The organism is Streptomyces shinuiensis (assembly GCF_043660855.1).
Classification (GTDB): Bacteria; Actinomycetota; Actinomycetes; order Streptomycetales; family Streptomycetaceae; genus Streptomyces.
Map to the genome: position 1 here is coordinate 2914158 of NZ_JBIHML010000001.1, position 16828 is coordinate 2930985.

Annotated in this window: 17 protein-coding genes and 1 pseudogene; 9 read left to right on the top strand and 9 right to left on the bottom strand. The window is 69.3% G+C overall.

Annotation, left to right across the window (positions count from 1 at the left end; all coding sequences use genetic code 11):
* Window positions 1-10 precede the first annotated feature (10 nt).
* The 4 genes from sigM to trxA all read left to right on the top strand — a co-directional run bounded on the left by sigM (window position 11) and on the right by trxA (window position 3201).
* Window positions 11-742: an RNA polymerase sigma factor SigM gene (sigM, locus tag ACGRHY_RS13145; RefSeq protein ID WP_394638032.1), complete on the top strand. Its 732-nt coding sequence runs from the start codon at window positions 11-13 to the stop codon at window positions 740-742.
* Window positions 739-1710, top strand: coding sequence for an anti-sigma factor family protein (locus ACGRHY_RS13150; RefSeq protein ID WP_394635531.1), 972 nt, complete (start codon window positions 739-741; stop codon window positions 1708-1710). The genes sigM and ACGRHY_RS13150 overlap by 4 nt, the downstream gene beginning before the upstream one ends.
* Window positions 1711-1838: 128 nt before the next feature.
* Entirely contained in the window at window positions 1839-2840 is a 1002-nt protein-coding gene (gene trxB, locus ACGRHY_RS13155) for a thioredoxin-disulfide reductase (protein WP_394635532.1), read from the top strand.
* Window positions 2841-2871: 31 nt separating this feature from the next.
* Window positions 2872-3201 carry a thioredoxin gene (gene trxA / locus ACGRHY_RS13160; protein WP_394637907.1) on the top strand — a complete coding sequence of 110 codons (330 nt, stop codon included), beginning with the start codon at window positions 2872-2874 and terminating at the stop codon, window positions 3199-3201.
* Window positions 3202-3267: 66 nt separating this feature from the next.
* Here trxA and ACGRHY_RS13165 read toward each other — a convergent pair whose 3' ends face one another.
* The 9 genes from ACGRHY_RS13165 to rpmH all read right to left on the bottom strand — a co-directional run bounded on the left by ACGRHY_RS13165 (window position 3268) and on the right by rpmH (window position 9587).
* Window positions 3268-3885, bottom strand: coding sequence for a GNAT family N-acetyltransferase (locus tag ACGRHY_RS13165; protein WP_394635533.1), 618 nt, complete (start codon window positions 3883-3885; stop codon window positions 3268-3270).
* A gap of 65 nt (window positions 3886-3950) precedes the next feature.
* Complete coding sequence (locus tag ACGRHY_RS13170) at window positions 3951-5066, bottom strand: ParB/RepB/Spo0J family partition protein (RefSeq protein ID WP_394635534.1); 1116 nt, start codon at window positions 5064-5066, stop codon at window positions 3951-3953.
* A complete protein-coding gene (locus tag ACGRHY_RS13175) occupies window positions 5063-6136 on the bottom strand; it encodes a ParA family protein (protein WP_394635535.1) in 1074 nt (357 codons plus the stop codon). The genes ACGRHY_RS13170 and ACGRHY_RS13175 overlap by 4 nt, the downstream gene beginning before the upstream one ends.
* 250 nt (window positions 6137-6386) lie before the next feature.
* Window positions 6387-7118 (bottom strand): 16S rRNA (guanine(527)-N(7))-methyltransferase RsmG, encoded by a 732-nt coding sequence (gene rsmG / locus ACGRHY_RS13180; RefSeq protein ID WP_394635536.1) that lies wholly within the window; start codon window positions 7116-7118, stop codon window positions 6387-6389.
* Complete coding sequence (locus ACGRHY_RS13185) at window positions 7115-7612, bottom strand: Jag family protein (protein WP_394635537.1); 498 nt, start codon at window positions 7610-7612, stop codon at window positions 7115-7117. Before ACGRHY_RS13185 ends, rsmG begins: the two co-directional genes overlap by 4 nt.
* Before the next feature lie 14 nt (window positions 7613-7626).
* On the bottom strand, window positions 7627-8727 hold the full coding sequence (gene yidC / locus ACGRHY_RS13190) for a membrane protein insertase YidC (RefSeq protein ID WP_394638033.1): 1101 nt from the start codon (window positions 8725-8727) through the stop codon (window positions 7627-7629).
* Between the two features lie 12 nt (window positions 8728-8739).
* Complete coding sequence (gene yidD / locus ACGRHY_RS13195) at window positions 8740-9027, bottom strand: membrane protein insertion efficiency factor YidD (protein WP_093657129.1); 288 nt, start codon at window positions 9025-9027, stop codon at window positions 8740-8742.
* Entirely contained in the window at window positions 9024-9416 is a 393-nt protein-coding gene (rnpA, locus tag ACGRHY_RS13200; protein ID WP_394635538.1) for a ribonuclease P protein component, read from the bottom strand. Before rnpA ends, yidD begins: the two co-directional genes overlap by 4 nt.
* 33 nt (window positions 9417-9449) lie before the next feature.
* Window positions 9450-9587, bottom strand: a complete 138-nt coding sequence (gene rpmH, locus ACGRHY_RS13205; RefSeq protein ID WP_003949374.1) for a 50S ribosomal protein L34 — start codon at window positions 9585-9587, stop codon at window positions 9450-9452.
* A gap of 379 nt (window positions 9588-9966) precedes the next feature.
* Here rpmH and dnaA point away from each other — a divergent pair, with 379 nt between their 5' ends.
* From dnaA to ACGRHY_RS13230, 5 genes and pseudogenes are all read left to right on the top strand, one after another.
* On the top strand, window positions 9967-11787 hold the full coding sequence (gene dnaA, locus ACGRHY_RS13210; protein ID WP_394635539.1) for a chromosomal replication initiator protein DnaA: 1821 nt from the start codon (window positions 9967-9969) through the stop codon (window positions 11785-11787).
* Window positions 11788-12639: 852 nt separating this feature from the next.
* Complete coding sequence (dnaN, locus tag ACGRHY_RS13215) at window positions 12640-13770, top strand: DNA polymerase III subunit beta (protein ID WP_394635540.1); 1131 nt, start codon at window positions 12640-12642, stop codon at window positions 13768-13770.
* Between the two features lie 272 nt (window positions 13771-14042).
* Window positions 14043-14978, top strand: a complete 936-nt coding sequence (gene gnd, locus ACGRHY_RS13220) for a phosphogluconate dehydrogenase (NAD(+)-dependent, decarboxylating) (protein WP_394635541.1) — start codon at window positions 14043-14045, stop codon at window positions 14976-14978.
* Between the two features lie 20 nt (window positions 14979-14998).
* Window positions 14999-16120 carry a DNA replication/repair protein RecF gene (recF, locus tag ACGRHY_RS13225; protein WP_394635542.1) on the top strand — a complete coding sequence of 374 codons (1122 nt, stop codon included), beginning with the start codon at window positions 14999-15001 and terminating at the stop codon, window positions 16118-16120.
* A gap of 86 nt (window positions 16121-16206) precedes the next feature.
* A pseudogene (locus ACGRHY_RS13230) lies at window positions 16207-16704 on the top strand (DciA family protein); the annotation flags it as partial.
* Between the last annotated feature and the right edge of the window lie 124 nt (window positions 16705-16828).

A 16828-nucleotide genomic window follows, 5' to 3' on the forward strand; every position in this document is an offset into this window, starting at 1 on the left:
GGGCGACGAGGTGACGGGCGGCGCCGTCGACGGTGCCGGGGACACGAGCGGTCCCGATGACGCAGACAGAGCCGATGACCGGGAACTCCTCGCCCGCCATGTCGCCGGCGATCCACAGGCCTTCGGCGAGATCGTGCGCCGTCATCGCGACCGGCTCTGGGCCGTCGCCCTGCGTGTTCTGAGGGACCGGGAGGAAGCCGCCGACGCCGTCCAGGACGCCTTTGTCTCCGCTTACCGGAGTGCCCACACCTTCCAGGGGCGGTCCGCGGTCACCACCTGGCTGCACCGCATCACCGTGAACGCCTGCCTGGACCGCGCACGCAAGGCGGCCAGCCGCCGCACCTCGCCCATCGCCGAGCCCGAGCGCATGGAACAGCTCCTGGAACCGCACGAGTCCGCCGCCGTGCCCGCCGAGCGCCAGGATCTACAGCGCCAGCTCATCGCCGCGCTCTCCCAACTGCCACCGGAACAGCGGGCGGCGCTCGTCCTCGTCGACATGCAGGGCTATCCGGTCGCCGAAGCGGCACGCGTCCTCGGAGTCGCCGTCGGGACCGTCAAGAGCCGCTGCGCCCGCGGCAGGGCCCGGCTCCTGCCGTTGGTCGGCCATCTACGCTCGGAGAGCCCGGTCGGCGAATCCCGGGCGGGCGCCGACAGAAGGAACCGGACACAGGGGGCGTCCGTCCCACCGGCAAGAGGGAAACCAGGCACCGGGGCCATGAAGGGCGGAGGTGAGCACGCATGACGTCCATGTCTTCCGCGTCGTTCGGCGCTGACGGGCATCCCGAGGTCGACGAGATCTCCGACCTCACCGAGGGGCTGCTGCTCTCCCCGGACCGCTCAGCCGATGTACGCGCCCATCTGTCGGGCTGCGCGCTGTGCGCGGACGTACGGGCATCTCTGGAAGAGATCCGCAACGCGCTGGGCACCCTTCCGGATCCGACTCCGATGCCGTCCGATGTGGCAGGCCGCATCGACGCCGCACTGGCCGCCGAGGCCCTGCTCAGTGCCTCCAACCCCTCCGGCGATGAAATCCGGGGTGCTTCCCCCTCGGCATCTTCAGCGGATGCGCCGAATGCTGTTTCACGTGAAACCGCCCGCTCCGGTCGCCCTGCGGGCCGACCAGCTGGTCGGCCCGCAGGGCGACCGGCAGGCGCCAGGGGTCCGGGAAGGAACAGTGGCAGGCGACCGCATCGCTGGGGCACCGCCTTGCTCGGCACCGCGGGCGCGGCAGCCCTTCTCGCCCTTGGCGCGATCCTCCTTCCAGGCGTGGGTGCAAACTTCTCCGGAGACATGGACAAGGGTGTGGCCGCAGGCGCTGATACGGAAAGCGACCGGAGCGATCAGGCACTGGAGGCACGCGTACGGTCCCTGCTGGCCGACAGCGAATCGGGGAAGCGGGAGCAGAAGAGTCCGGAAAGCCTGAAAGAGGCGGACCCCGGCTCTCCCGAGTTCAGCCTCAAGGCAAGCCCCGGCTCGCCGAGCACGCCCACAAGCACCATGCCGCTGTGCGTCCGTGAGGGTGTCGGCCGTGACGAGGTGCCTCTGGCCGTCGGCATGAGCGACTACGAGGGACGACGGGCATACATCGTGGTCCTGCCGCATGAGGTCGGCGGATCCCAGGTGGATGCCTATGTGATCGACGCCGACTGCGTCGGCAAAGAGCCTTCTGCCCCCGGCACGGTGCTGACCACCCGCACCTACCCGCGCTGAGCGGCCCGCGCACGCAATACCACGGCCGGGAATGCCTGGCTCCTAGGATTCGTTGGGTGGGATAAGCCTTCCCAAAGCGATGCTCCAGACAGGCATCGGTAAACCCATCGGCAGACAAGGAAGACTCCGTGAGCGACGTTCGCAACGTGATCATCATCGGCTCCGGGCCGGCGGGATACACCGCAGCGCTCTACACCGCCCGCGCCGCCCTGAAGCCGCTGGTCTTCGAGGGCTCGGTGACCGCCGGCGGCGCGCTGATGAACACCACCGAGGTGGAGAACTTCCCCGGCTTCCGCGACGGCGTCATGGGCCCGGACCTGATGGACAACATGCGCGCCCAGGCCGAGCGGTTCGGCGCCGAACTCCTTCCCGACGACATCACCGCCGTCGACCTCGAGGGCGAGATCAAGAGCGTGACCGACACGGCCGGCACCGTGCACCGGGCGAGGACGGTCATCGTCGCCACCGGCTCGGCCTACCGCCGGCTCGGCCTGCCCCGGGAGGAGGAGCTGTCCGGCCGCGGCGTGTCCTGGTGCGCCACCTGCGACGGGTTCTTCTTCAAGGGCCAGCACATCGCGGTGGTCGGCGGCGGCGACACCGCCATGGAGGAGGCCACCTTCCTGTCCCGCTTCGCCGAGAGGGTCACCGTCGTCCACCGCCGCGACACCCTGCGGGCGTCCAAGGCGATGCAGGAGCGGGCCTTCGCCGACGACAAGATCGAGTTCCTCTGGAACAGCGAGGTCGCCGAGCTGCACGCCGACGGCGGCAAGCTGTCCGGGCTGACCCTGCGCGACACCGTCACCGGCGCCTCCTCCCGCCTGCCGGTGACCGGGCTGTTCATCGCCATCGGCCACGATCCGCGCACCGAGCTGTTCGGCGGCCAGCTCACCCTGGACGGCGAGGGCTACCTGACCGTCGACGCGCCGAGCACCCGCACCAACATCCCCGGTGTCTTCGCCGCCGGCGACGTGGTCGACCACACCTACCGCCAGGCCATCACCGCCGCCGGCACCGGCTGCTCGGCCGCCCTGGACGCCGAGCGCTACCTGGCCGCCCTGGTCGACGCCCCCGAGAAGCACCACGCCGAGCCGGAGAAGACCGACGAGGCCGCGGCCGCCGCCGCCCTCTGAGCCCACCATCCCCACCCCGAGGAACAAGGAGATCACCATGGCCACCGTGACCGCCACCGACGCCACCTTCGAGGAAGTCGTCCTCAAGAGCGACAAGCCGGTCCTGGTCGACTTCTGGGCGGCCTGGTGCGGTCCGTGCCGCCAGATCGCCCCGTCGCTGGAGGCGATCTCGGAGGAGCAGGCCGACAAGCTCACCGTCGTCAAGCTCAACATCGACGAGAACCCGGCGACGGCCGCCAAGTACGGGATCATGTCCATTCCGACGATGAACGTCTACCGGGGCGGCGAGGTCGTGAAGACCATCGTCGGCGCCAAGCCCAAGGCCGCCATCGAACGCGACCTGACCGACTTCATCGGCTGACGTTTCACGTGGAACGGGCCCGCCCCACCTTGGTGGGGCGGGCCCGTCGCCTTTTCACCACAGAAATCACAACGGTCTGAGAGCGGGCTCCTTCTGCACCGCTCCCAGCAGCCGGTCGATCGCCAGCTCCACATCCTGTTTCCAGGAGAGGGTCGTACGCAGCTCCAATCTCAACCTGGGGTAGGCATAGTGCGGTCTGACCGTCTTGAAGCCCACAGCGAGAAGGTGATCGGCGGGGAGCAGACAGGCAGGCTCCTTCCACCGAGCGTCCCCGAACGCTTCGATCGCCTTGAATCCTCGCCTCAGTACGTCCTTGGCCACGGTCTGCACCATCACCCGGCCCAGCCCCTGCCCCTGGTACCCGGGCATCAGCCCGGCTGTGATCAGCTGTACCGCGTCCGGCGAGACAGGGCTGGTGGGGAAAGCCGTTGAGCGCGGCACATAAGCGGGCGGCGCGTAGAGCACGAAACCCACCGGTACGTCATCGACATAGACGAGCCGTCCGCAGGAGCCCCACTCCAACAGCACCGCCGATATCCAGGCTTCTTTCTCCAGATCGGGCCGACCCGCCTTCACAGCGGCATCACCGCTGACAGGGTCGAGCTCCCAGAAGACGCACCTACGGCAGCGCTTCGGGAGGTCCGGCAGGTTGTCCAGGGTGAGCGGAACGAGTTGACGCCCCATGGAGACATCGTATCCATGGGGCGTCGTACAGCGGTGTTCTTGATGGTGTCCTGGTGTCCTCGGATTCACTCGCCGCTGTCGTCGTCTCCTCCAGCGAGCTGCCGCTCCAGAAGCTGGTTCTCGCCGGGCGCGAACTGGCTCAGAATCCTTTCCAGATCCTCCATCGATGCGAACTCGACGACGATCTTTCCCTTCCTCTGCCCAAGGTCCACCTTGACCCGGGTCTCGAAGCGGTCCGAGAGACGGCTCGCCAGATGGTCCAGCGCGGGGGAGACCCGCTTACCGGCCCGTGGCCCCCGAGCCTTGCTCTTTCCCTTCGGCTTGGGGTCCATCACGGCCACGATCTCCTCGACCGCCCGCACCGACAGCCCTTCGGCCACGATGCGGTGGGCGAGACGGTCCTGCTCCTCGGAGTCCTCCACCGACAGCAGCGCCCGCGCATGCCCTGCCGACAGCACCCCGGCCGCCACACGGCGCTGCACCGACGGTGAGAGACGCAGCAAACGGAGCGTGTTGGAGACCTGAGGGCGCGAGCGGCCGATACGGTCCGCCAGCTGGTCATGGGTGCAGTTGAAGTCCTTCAGCAACTGATCGTAGGCCGCCGCTTCCTCCAGAGGGTTCAGCTGTGCCCGGTGCAGATTCTCCAGCAGGGCATCCAGAAGGAGCTTCTCGTCCTCCGTAGCCCGGATGATCGCCGGAATCCGCTCCAGACCCGCCTCCCGACAGGCCCGCCAACGCCGCTCCCCCATGATGAGCTCATACTGCTCCGGGCCCATCTGCCGAACAACCACCGGCTGCAGGAGACCCACTTCCTGGATGGAGGTCACCAGTTCCGCCAGAGCGTCCTCATCGAACACCTCACGCGGCTGCCGAGGGTTCGGAGTGATCGCGTCGACTGGCACCTCCGCGAAGTGAGCCCCTGCTGCCTCACCACTTACAGCACCGTCCATGACTTCGGTTTCACGTGAAACACCGCTGTCATACTGCCGCCCATCCCCACTGGGCAGACCGGCCACCTTGGCCGCCGCCACACCACGCTCCGGAGCGAGTACCGGAACAGCGGTCGGGGAAATCGCTCCGTTCTCTCCCACCACGGGGGTGACACTGTCATCCGGTCCCGTCGGCGCCGCAGGAATCAGCGCGCCGAGCCCTCGACCCAGCCCTCTACGTCGTTCCGTCACTGAGTCCCCTCCACCATGTGCTGTTCCTGCTGCTTACCGGCGCCTCGCAGCGCGATCTCCCGGGCCGCCTCCAGATAGGAGAGCGAACCGCTGGAACTCGGATCGTAAGTGAGAACCGTCTGCCCGTAGCTGGGCGCCTCCGAGATGCGCACCGACCGCGGGATGTTGGTCCGCAGAACCTCCTTGCCGAAGTGTCCTCGGACCTCCTCCGCCACCTGGGAGGCCAGCCTCGTACGGCCGTCGTACATCGTCAGCAGAATCGTCGAAACATGGAGCTTGGGGTTGAGATGCCCCTTCACCAGCTCGACGTTCCGCAGAAGCTGCCCCAGCCCTTCGAGCGCGTAGTACTCGCACTGGATCGGGATGACCACCTCCGCGCCGGCGACCAGCGCGTTGACGGTCAGCAGACCGAGCGAGGGCGGACAGTCGATGAAGATATAGTCCAGCGGCTGCTCGTAGGCGGAGATCGCCTTGTGCAGACGGCTTTCTCTGGCCACCAGCGACACCAGCTCGATCTCCGCACCGGCGAGATCGATCGTGGCTGGAGCACAGAAGAGGCCCTCCACCTCCCGCACCGGCTGGACGACGTCGGAAAGTGGCTTGCTGTCCACCAGAACGTCGTAGATCGACGGCACTTCGGCGTGGTGGTCTATCCCCAAGGCGGTGGATGCGTTGCCCTGCGGATCCAGGTCGATCACCAGGACCCGGGCGCCGTGCAGGGCCAGGGAGGCGGCGAGATTGACCGTGGTCGTGGTCTTGCCCACCCCGCCCTTCTGATTGGCGACCACCATCACCCGGGTCTCCTCGGGCCTGGGGAGACCCTCACCGGTACGGTTCATCGCCTCGACCGCCTGCTGAGCGGCACGGCCGACGGGGGCGGAGACATCCCCTTCGTACCGGGGGGAGGCGTCCATCGGAGGCGGTGTCTCACTCATCGTTTCACGTGAAACATCCGCCGTTTCAGAACGGGGACCCGGGACCGGATCGGTCATCGGTCCCGCGATATGGCCGTCGGACCGCAACGGTTCACTCTCCTCGACGTCAGGCTCGCAATGAGAAGAGCCTGCCATGCTCTCCGGGTCGGGAACCAGCGAGCCCCGCTCAGAGGTGGATGAATCCACCTCTGAGCGGGGCTCGGATGGGTCTGACGCGTCAGCCGCGCGCCCTCGACGGATGAATCCATGCAGAAAGCGACGTTTCACGGAAAGCACGATGCATCCACGCCGGCCCGCAGGCGCAACGACACTCCGCATGGCTCGTCTTTGGCGACTCTACGGAGTAACGGAACTCCCTCCAGGAGGCGCCATCAACCTCCGGGAGTCACCGTCGGCGGCGCGCACTCCGCGAGCGGCCCGCCCTGGCGGCCTTCGCTTTCTTGGCTGCGAAGCGCACCCCGCCCGGGCTCTCACCGACCTCGACGCGAACCACGGTGGCAGCCGGCTCCACCAGGCCCTCACCGATACGGAGCACCGAGGAGTCCACCGCGCCGAGCTTCTGAAGTGCGGACCGCGCCGCCTTCAGCTCCTCCTCCGCCGTGTCTCCCTTGAGAGCCAGCATCTCGCCGTACGGCCGCAGCAGCGGTACACCCCAGCCGGCGAGCCGGTCCAGTGGAGCCACGGCACGGGCCGTCACCACATGCACCGGAGACAGCGACCCCAGAACTTCCTCGGCCCGGCCTCGCACCACCGACACATGGTCCAGTCCCAGCAGCTCGACAACTTCCTGGAGGAAGGTCGTACGCCGCAGCAGCGGCTCCAGCAGCGTGATCTTCAGGTCGTGCCGCACCAGTGCGAGCGGAACACCCGGCAGGCCGGCACCGGAGCCGACATCGCAGACCGTCACACCATCGGGCACGACCTCGGAGAGCACCGCGCAGTTCAGCAGGTGGCGCTCCCACAGCCGGGGCACCTCGCGTGGTCCGATCAGCCCGCGCTTGACCCCGACCTCCGCCAGCAGTTCCGCGTAGCGGACAGCATCGTCGAAGCGGTCACCGAAAACCTCCCGCGCCACCTCGGGCGCGGGAGGAAGGGGCGACGACACGGCGTCCGTCACGGCAGCACGACCACGCAGCGCTGCGGTTCCTCGCCCTCGGACTCGCTGCGCAGCCCCGCCGCGGCCACCGCGTCGTGCACCACCTTGCGCTCGAAGGGCGTCATCGGCTTCAGCTTCACCGGCTCGCCGGTGCGCTGCGCCTCCTTGGCCGACTTGGTGCCCAGCGCCGACAGTTCCTCGCGTTTGCGGGCCCGGTAGCCGGCGATGTCCAGCATCAGCCGGCTGCGGTCACCGGTCTCACGGTGCACCGCGAGCCGCGTCAGCTCCTGCAGTGCCTCCAGCACCTCACCGTCCCGGCCGACGAGCTTCTGCAGGTCCCGGCTCTCACCGTCGCTGATGATCGACACGGCGGCACGGTCACCCTCGACATCCATGTCGATGTCGCCGTCGAGGTCCGCGATGTCGAGGAGCCCCTCGAGATAGTCGGCCGCGATATCACCCTCCTGCTCAAGACGGGTCAGGGTGTCGGTGCCCTCTGCGGTCGTGTCCGTCACGAGTGGACTCCTTCTTACTTCTTGGACGGGTGCTTGGGACGCTGCGAGCCCTTGCGCTGCCCGGGCTTCTTCTTGGACCGCTGCCCGGGGCGCGCCGACGGGGAGTCCTTGGAGTCCTCCTTGCTCAGCGAGGTCTTCTCCCCGGCCGCCTCCTTCTCCCTGGCATCCGCCTCCGCCTGGGCCGCGGCGGCCTGGCGCTGCGCCTTGGTCATGCGCTTGGGCTGCTGGCGGTTGGCCCGGGCGGCCTCGACGGCCTTCTTGGTCTCGACCTCCGCCGGGTCCTCCTTGAGCTTGCCCTTGGCCCGCAGCTTCTCCTGACGCTGCTTGTAGGCCAGCGAGCCCGGCGTCGGGTTGCGCTTGATGATGTACATCTGCTGCCCGAGGGTCCACACGTTGGTGGTCAGCCAGTAGACGAGGACACCGACGGGGAAGTTGATGCCGAAGACGGCGAAGATGATCGGGAAGACGTACATCAGCATCTTCTGCTGCTGCATGAACGGCGTCTTCACCGTCAGGTCGACGTTCTTGGTCATCAGCTGGCGCTGCGTGTAGAACTGCGACGCCGACATCATCAGGATCATGATGACCGTGACCACGCGCACGTCGGTCAGCGTGGCACCCAGCGCATCGACCTTCTCGGCGCTGTCCATGAAGCGGGTCGCGATCGGGGCCCCGAAGATGCTCGCGTTCCGGGCGCTCCCGACCAGATCGGCGCCCATGACGCCGACCTCCTGGTTGTTCGCGATCTTGTTCAGCACCTGGTAGAGCGCCAGGAAGAACGGCGACTGCGCGAGAATCGGAAGGCAGCTGGAGAGCGGGTTGGTACCCGTCTCCTTGTACAGCTTCATCATCTCTTCCGACTGGCGCTGCCGGTCGTTCTTGTAGCGCTCCTGGATCGCCTTCATCTTCGGCTGGATCGCCTGCATGTTCCGAGTCGCCTTGATCTGCTTCACGAAGAGCGGGATCAGGGCGATGCGGATCACGATCACCAGCGAGACGATGGACAGACCCCAGGCCCAACCGCTGTCCTCGTCGAAGACGAGGCTGTACAGGTTGTGGAACTGGACGATGATCCAGGAAACAGCGGTATACAGAGGACCGAGGATCGTGTCGATCGTGTCCACGAGTCAGGCTCCTTGGGCATTGGACTGGGACCGGTGCTGCCAGCGGTCACGCATCCGCTGGTGCCAGACCGGATGCTTCCGGGCGGGAACGTGGTCGACCCCGCCGGGCGACCATGGATTGCAGCGCAGAATGCGCCAGGCTGTCAGCGCCGTCCCCTTCACCGCGCCGTGCCGTCGGATGGCTTCGTAGCCGTAGTGCGAACACGACGGGTAGTACCGGCACACCGGACCGAGCAGCGGGCTGATGGTCCACTGGTACAACTTGATCAACCACAGCAGCGGGTATTTCACGACGGGCCTCCAAGCAGCCGCTGCAGCGCGGTGTCCAGATCACGGGCCAGCTTGTCGTGGTCCGCCTCGCCCGCACCGGGCAGCGCCCGTATGACCATCAGGCTACCGGGCGGCAGAACGTCAAGCCTCTCCCGGACCAGATGACGCAGTCGCCGCTTCACAAGGTTGCGAACCACCGCATTGCCCACCGCCTTGCTCACGACGAAACCCGCACGCACCGGGGGAGCAACCCCCTCGGCGGCGTGCGGGTCCGTACGTTCCCCGGAATCGCTCCGGGGCGACGCCCTGCGCAGATGGACGACGAGGAGCGGGCGTCCGGCCCGGCGTCCTCGGCGTACCGCGGCCGCGAAATCCTCGCGCCGCCTCAGCCGGTTCTCGGTGGGCAGCACGTCACGGATCCGCGGTCGGGCTTGTCGGGTCGGTCAGGCCGACAGACGGGCGCGGCCCTTGCCGCGGCGGGACGCGAGGATCGCGCGGCCGGCGCGGGTCCGCATGCGCAGCCGGAAACCGTGGGTCTTCGCGCGGCGGCGGTTGTTCGGCTGGAAGGTGCGCTTGCTCACTCGGGGCTCCAGGAATGCTTGTGTCTCGTACAAGACGTGTGGGGCGCCGACTGGCTGTCACCGTGCGCCCACGAGTAGCTCGCAACGCCCGAGTGCACCGCTTCTATGATCACCAGGATCTTGCCCATCGGAGGCAGGCGGCAGCAGCCATCGACAACTCGACCTGGTTACGGTACGCGCGCCCGCACCATCAGGTCAAACCAGGGCCGGCCGGGGGGTTCTGTACACAGCCTGTGGACAACGACTTGAACCACGCACGCCGCGCTGACTACCGTGGCCGAACTTCCGTTTCCTCCCGACCGTCCCAAGCACCACACATGGGTGGGACTGTCGAAGCCCGAACAACCCCGCCCGGCGAGTGAGTGAGAGAGCGTGCCCTGTGGCTGACCTACCTGCCGATCTTGCCGCAGTGTGGCCACGCGTGCTGGAACAACTCCTCGCCGACGGCCAGGGGGTCGAGGCCAAGGACCAGCGGTGGCTCAGAGACTGCCAGCCCCTGGTGCTGGTCTCCGGCACCGCGCTGCTCGGCGTGCCCAACGAGTACGCGAAGGGCGTACTGGAAGGGCGGCTCTCCCCGCTGATCACCGATGCGCTCAGCCGGGAGTGCCAGCAGCCGATCCGCCTGGCGATCACCGTCACCGGGCCGGTTCCCGAGCCCCAGGCGCCGGCGCCCCCCGCTCCGCCGGCGTCCCCGGACCCGCCGCAGCACCGCCGGCCGGCACCGCACCAGCAGTCGGCGCCGCACCAGCAGCCGCTGCACTTCGACGAGCCGCGCTACGACGCTCCGCAGCACGGCGGCCGCCACGCCCGGCAGCGCGGCCCACAGCACGAGGACCGGCAGCAGGAACTCGAGCTGCCCAGCGCACGGCCCGCGTACCCGGACTACCCGCACGCCCCCCAGCAGCACCAGCCAGGCGCCTGGCCCCGGCCCCAGGACCCCGACGCCTGGCAGCCGCCGCGCGACCCGTACCAGTCGCGGAGCCCGTCGTACGAGCCGCCCTCCTACGACGGCCGGCACCACGCCTCCCCCTACGACCGGTCGCCGGTGCCGCGCTACGACGGCTCCCGGGGCACCGGCCGTCCCGGTCCCCAGCAGCTTCCCGCGCCCAGCGGTGCCCCCGGCCCACTCGCCGCGCAGCCCGCGCCCGCGACCGGTCCCGGCGAGCCGACGGCCCGGCTGAACCCGAAGTACCTCTTCGACACCTTCGTCATCGGCGCCTCCAACCGCTTCGCGCACGCCGCCGCGGTGGCCGTGGCCGAGGCACCGGCCAAGGCGTACAACCCGCTGTTCATCTACGGCGAGTCCGGACTGGGCAAGACGCACCTGCTGCACGCCATCGGGCACTACGCCCGCAGCCTCTACCCGGGCACGCGGGTGCGGTACGTGAGCTCGGAAGAGTTCACCAACGAGTTCATCAACTCCATCCGCGACGGCAAGGCGGACGCGTTCCGCAAGCGCTACCGCGACATGGACATCCTGCTGGTCGACGACATCCAGTTCCTGGCGAGCAAGGAGTCCACCCAGGAGGAGTTCTTCCACACCTTCAACACCCTCCACAACGCCAACAAGCAGATCGTGCTCTCCTCCGACCGGCCGCCCAAGCAGCTGGTCACCCTGGAGGACCGGCTGCGCAACCGCTTCGAGTGGGGACTGATCACCGACGTCCAGCCGCCGGAGCTGGAGACGCGCATCGCGATCCTGCGCAAGAAGGCCGTCCAGGAGCAGCTGAACGCGCCGCCGGAAGTGCTGGAGTTCATCGCCTCCCGCATCTCGCGCAACATCCGCGAGCTGGAGGGCGCGCTGATCCGGGTCACGGCCTTCGCCAGCCTCAACCGGCAGCCCGTCGACCTGGGCCTGACCGAGATCGTCCTCAAGGACCTCATCCCCGGCGGCGAGGACGCCGCCCCGGAGATCACCGCGGCCAACATCATGGCCTCGACGGCCGACTACTTCGGGCTGACGGTGGACGACCTGTGCGGCTCCTCGCGCAGCCGCGTCCTGGTGACCGCGCGGCAGATCGCCATGTACCTGTGCCGCGAGCTGACCGATCTGTCGCTGCCGAAGATCGGCGCCCAGTTCGGCGGCCGGGACCACACCACCGTCATGCACGCCGACCGCAAGATCCGCGCGCTGATGGCCGAGCGGCGGTCCATCTACAACCAGGTCACCGAGCTGACCAACCGCATCAAGAACGCCTGACGCCGCTGCGCCCGGCCGCGCGGATCACGCCGGCCGCACGCGCCGATCCGGCCGATCCGGCCGCAGAAGCCCCCGAGGAGGTCCCTCCCGGGGGCTTCTCGCTGTTCGAATCCACAGGCGGGAAGAGGAGTGGTCCACAGATTCACCGACTTTCTTCCGTCCACACTCTGGGGACCATCAGGTTGTCCAGATAGCTTCCACAGGCGCGCCGCTTGATGATCGAATGAGCCTGGTCAGGTGCCTGGGGATCTGTGGTCAGAAGTTTTCCACAGGCTGTGGACCACGACTGTGCCCACAAGCGGCAGATCGGATTGTCCACCGCCCGCCCACAGCTCCGGCCGTGTTGTGCACAGCTTTCACCAGCTTCTCCACAGGGCTGTCCACTGTTCGACAACATGGCGCGCGACGTCACCCCTCCGTGTGAAAGGCGTCACACGGAGGGGCTGGGTTGGGCTGTTGAGAAGGTGGGTAAAACTGTGGGCGGCCCTGGGGAGAAGTCCCGGATCGCTGTGCACGGGATGTGCAGAACTTTCCGGCGTCCACAGGAACCCCCTGTTCGTCCACGTCCCCACCCACAGGGCCGGTGGACAAAACTTCCGCCCTGACCTGCGCGGATCGAGTTATCCACGGTTTCCACAGGCCCTACTACTACGACCACGGAGATATAGAGCGGACTTCGATCGGAAACGGGCCCTGTGCACAACTCGGCCCGACCGTGCTCCGCGTCCCTCCCCGCGACTTGACCCCGACCCGCCCCGGCTGTCAGCCGGGTGCGTCAGACTGGTCCCCGGCGACAAGCCGACGACGAAGACCAGCAAGGCGAGCAGCCAGCAACAGCGGGAGGCGGCTTAAGTGAAGATCCGGGTGGAGCGCGACGTCCTCGCGGAGGCGGTGGCCTGGGCGGCCCGCAGCCTGCCGGCCCGGCCCCCGGTGCCGGTCCTCGCGGGGCTGCTGCTGAAGGCCGAGGAGGGCTCGCTGAGCCTGTCCGGTTTCGACTACGAGGTCTCGGCGCGGGTCTCGGTGGAGGCCGATGTGGAGGAGGACGGGACGGTCCTGGTCTCCGGCCGCCTGCTGGCCGACATCTCCCGGGCCCTCCCCAACCGCCCGGTGGAGATTTCCACAGACGGTGTACGGGTGAGCGTCGTCTGCGGATCCTCGCGGTTCACACTCCACACACTGCCTGTGGAGGAGTACCCGGCGCTTCCCCAGATGCCGAGCGCGACCGGCACGGTCCCCGGCGAGGTCTTCGCCGCCGCCGCGGCCCAGGTCGCCATCGCGGCCGGACGCGACGACACCCTGCCGGTGCTCACCGGTGTGCGGATCGAGATCGAGGGCGACACGGTCACCCTGGCGTCCACCGACCGCTACCGCTTCGCGGTCCGCGAGTTCCTGTGGAAGCCGGAGACGCCGGACGCCTCAGCGGTGGCCCTGGTCCCGGCCAAGACCCTGCTGGACACGGCGAAGTCCCTCAGCGGCGGCGACAACGTGACACTGGCGCTGTCGGGCTCCGGTGCGGGCGAGGGCCTGATCGGTTTCGAGGGCAACGGGCGGCGGACCACGACGCGGCTGCTCGAGGGCGACCTGCCGAAGTACCGCACGCTCTTCCCGACGGAGTTCAACTCGGTCGCGGTGATCGAGACGGCCCCCTTCGTGGAGGCGGTCAAGCGCGTGTCCCTGGTGGCCGAGCGGAACACCCCGGTGCGGCTCACCTTCGAGCAGGGCGTTCTGATCCTGGAGGCGGGGTCCAGCGACGACGCACAGGCTGTGGAACGCGTGGACGCGCAGTTGGAGGGTGACGACATCTCGATCGCCTTCAACCCGGGCTTCCTGCTGGAGGGCCTGAGCGCCATCGACGCCCCGGTCGCGCAACTCTCCTTCACCACCTCGACCAAGCCCGCGCTGCTCAGCGGCAAGCCTGCGACGGACGCGGAGGCGGACGAGGCGTACAAGTACCTGATCATGCCGGTGCGGCTGTCGGGCTGAGACCCGAAGAGCCGGAGGGCCGGCGGGCCGGCGGCCCTCCGGCCGGGAGCACGAGGGGCGTCCCTCGCAGGACCGCGGTGGGCCGGTGCGGCTGCCGGGCCGAGGCCGTCGGGCCGAGACCGGAGGAGCGGGAGGGCCGCGGCCGCCGGAGCCGTTCTCCGGCCCGGTCCACGCGCATACGAGCGGAGTGTGCCCGCAACTGTGCGCCACCCCCTCCGTCGTAGGCTCGTACCCGGGTACGCAACACCAGGACACCGAAGAAAGGCCCCCTGATGGAGCTCGGTCTCGTCGGTCTCGGCAAGATGGGCGGCAACATGCGCGAGCGCATCCGCCGCGCAGGCCACACCGTCGTCGGATTCGACCGCAACCCGGACCTCGCCGACGTCCACAGCCTCGAGGAGCTCGTGGACTCGCTCAAGGCCCCGCGGGTGGTGTGGGTCATGGTCCCGGCCGGCGGCCCGACGCAGTCGACGATCGACGCACTGGGTGAGCTGCTCGCCCCCGGCGACGTGGTCGTGGACGGCGGGAACTCCCGCTGGACGGACGACGAGCGGCACGCCGAGGAGCTGGCGGCCAAGGACATCGGCTTCGTGGACTGCGGCGTCTCCGGTGGCGTGTGGGGCCTGGAGAACGGCTACGCGCTGATGTACGGAGGCGACGCCGAGAACGTCGCGAAGGTGCAGCCGGTCTTCGACGCCCTCAAGCCGGAGGGCGAGTTCGGCTCCGTGCACGCGGGGAAGGTGGGCGCGGGCCACTTCGCGAAGATGGTCCACAACGGCATCGAGTACGCGATGATGCAGGCCTTCGCCGAGGGCTGGGAGCTGCTGGAGGCGGCCGAGGCCGTCACCGACGTCCGCGAGGTCTTCCGCTCCTGGCAGGAGGGCACCGTCATCCGCTCCTGGCTGCTGGACCTGGCCGTCCGCGCGCTGGACGACGACGAGCACCTGGGAGCGCTGCGCGGCTACGCGGCCGACTCCGGTGAGGGCCGGTGGACGGTGGAGGCGGCGATCGACCACGCCGTGCCGCTGCCCGCGATCACCGCGTCGCTGTTCGCCCGCTTCTCCTCGCGCCAGGACGACTCCCCGCAGATTAAGATGATCGCCGCCCTGCGCAACCAGTTCGGCGGCCACGCGGTGACCGCCGCGGCCGGTGCCGAGAAGGGCGCCGACGCGCCGGGCGCGGACGTCGACCCGCCCGTCGGCGGCTGACCGGCCCCGAAGCGGATCCGATGCACGTCACGCATCTGTCGCTGGCCGACTTCCGGTCCTACGCCCGGATCGAGGTTCCGCTCGATCCGGGCGTCACCGCTTTCGTCGGTCCCAACGGCCAGGGCAAGACCAATCTCGTCGAGGCGGTCGGCTATCTCGCGACGCTGGGCAGCCACCGGGTCTCCTCCGACGCGCCGCTGGTGCGGCAGGGCGCCGACCGGGCGGTCGTACGGGCGGTGGTGCGGCAGGGCGACCGGCAGCAGCTGGTGGAGCTGGAGCTGAACCCCGGGCGGGCCAACCGGGCGCGGATCAACCGCTCCTCGCAGGTCAGGCCGAGGGATGTGCTGGGCATCGTGCGCACGGTGCTGTTCGCCCCGGAGGACCTGGTGCTGGTGAAGGGCGATCCCGGGGAGCGCCGCCGCTTCCTGGACGAGCTGGTGACGGCGCGCTCGCCGCGGATGGCGGGAGTGCGGTCGGACTACGACCGGGTGCTCAGGCAGCGCAACACCCTGCTGAAGACGGCGGCGATGGCGCGCCGGCACGGCGGTGGGTCCGGCGGCGGGGCGCTGTCCACCCTGGACGTGTGGGACCAGCATCTGGCCCGTGCCGGGGCGGAGTTGCTGGCGCACCGGACGTCGCTGGTGGCGGCGCTGGGGCCGCTGGCGGACAAGGCGTACGAGCGGCTGGCCCCGGGCGGCGGTCCGGTGGTGCTGGAGTACCGCTCGCCGGTGGAGGGCGGTACGCGCGAGGAGCTGTACGAGGGGCTGCTGGCCGCGTTGTCCGAGGCGCGCCGGCAGGAGATCGAGCGCGGTGTGACACTGGTGGGCCCGCATCGTGACGATCTTGTGCTGAGGCTGGGGGAGTTGCCGGCCAAGGGGTACGCGAGCCACGGGGAGTCCTGGTCGTACGCGCTGGCGCTGCGGCTGGCCTCGTACGACCTGCTGCGCGGCGAGGGCAACGAGCCGGTGCTGGTGCTCGACGACGTCTTCGCCGAGCTGGACGCCAGGCGGCGGGATCGGCTGGCGGAGCTGGTGGCGCACGGTGAGCAGGTGCTGGTGACGGCGGCCGTGGAGGAGGACGTGCCCGAACTGCTGGAGGGGGCGCGGTACGCGGTCGGCGGCGGGGAGGTGACCCGGCTGTGAGGTGGGAGGATCGTCCGGACGGGCGGGCCGGCCTGCCCGGCAGCACTCCCGCCGCCTCCCCGGGCGGGCAGGAGGGCTCCGCGGAGGTGCGGATTCCGGGACCGGCGGCCGAGCCGTCGGGCGTCGATCTGGCCAGGGTGGCGCTGCGGGCGGCCCGGGAGCAGGCGCGGGCGCGCGGTACGGCGGCGCGGCAGAAGCGGCAGGCGCGCACCGGTGGCGGCCTGCGGTCGGGGGCGCGTCGGGACGGCCGTGATCCGCTCCCGCTGGGAGCGGCGATCGAGCGGCTGAAGACCGAGCGCGGCTGGGAGATGCCGATGGCGGTCGGTGGTGTGATGGGCCGCTGGCCGGAGCTGGTGGGCCCGGAGCTGGCGCGGCACTGCGCACCGCAGTCCTACGACGAGCAGGCGCGGGTGCTGTCGGTCCGCTGCGACTCGACGGCGTGGGCGACGCAGGTGCGGCTGCTGGCTCCGCAACTGGTGGCGCGGCTGAACGCCGATCTCGGGCAGGGGACGGTGAAGTCGATCAGGGTGCGGGGCCCGGAGGCGCCGGACACCCGGCACGGCCGGCTGCGTGCTCCGGTCAGCCGTAGGTGTCCCCCGCAAAAGCCGCCCCGGGCCCGCGGGCAGGCCTTTGACCAGCCCGGATTCCCGGCTCGGAGGGGGAGATGGAGCCTCTCGCCCCGTGAGTGCGCTCACAGTGACGGTCCAT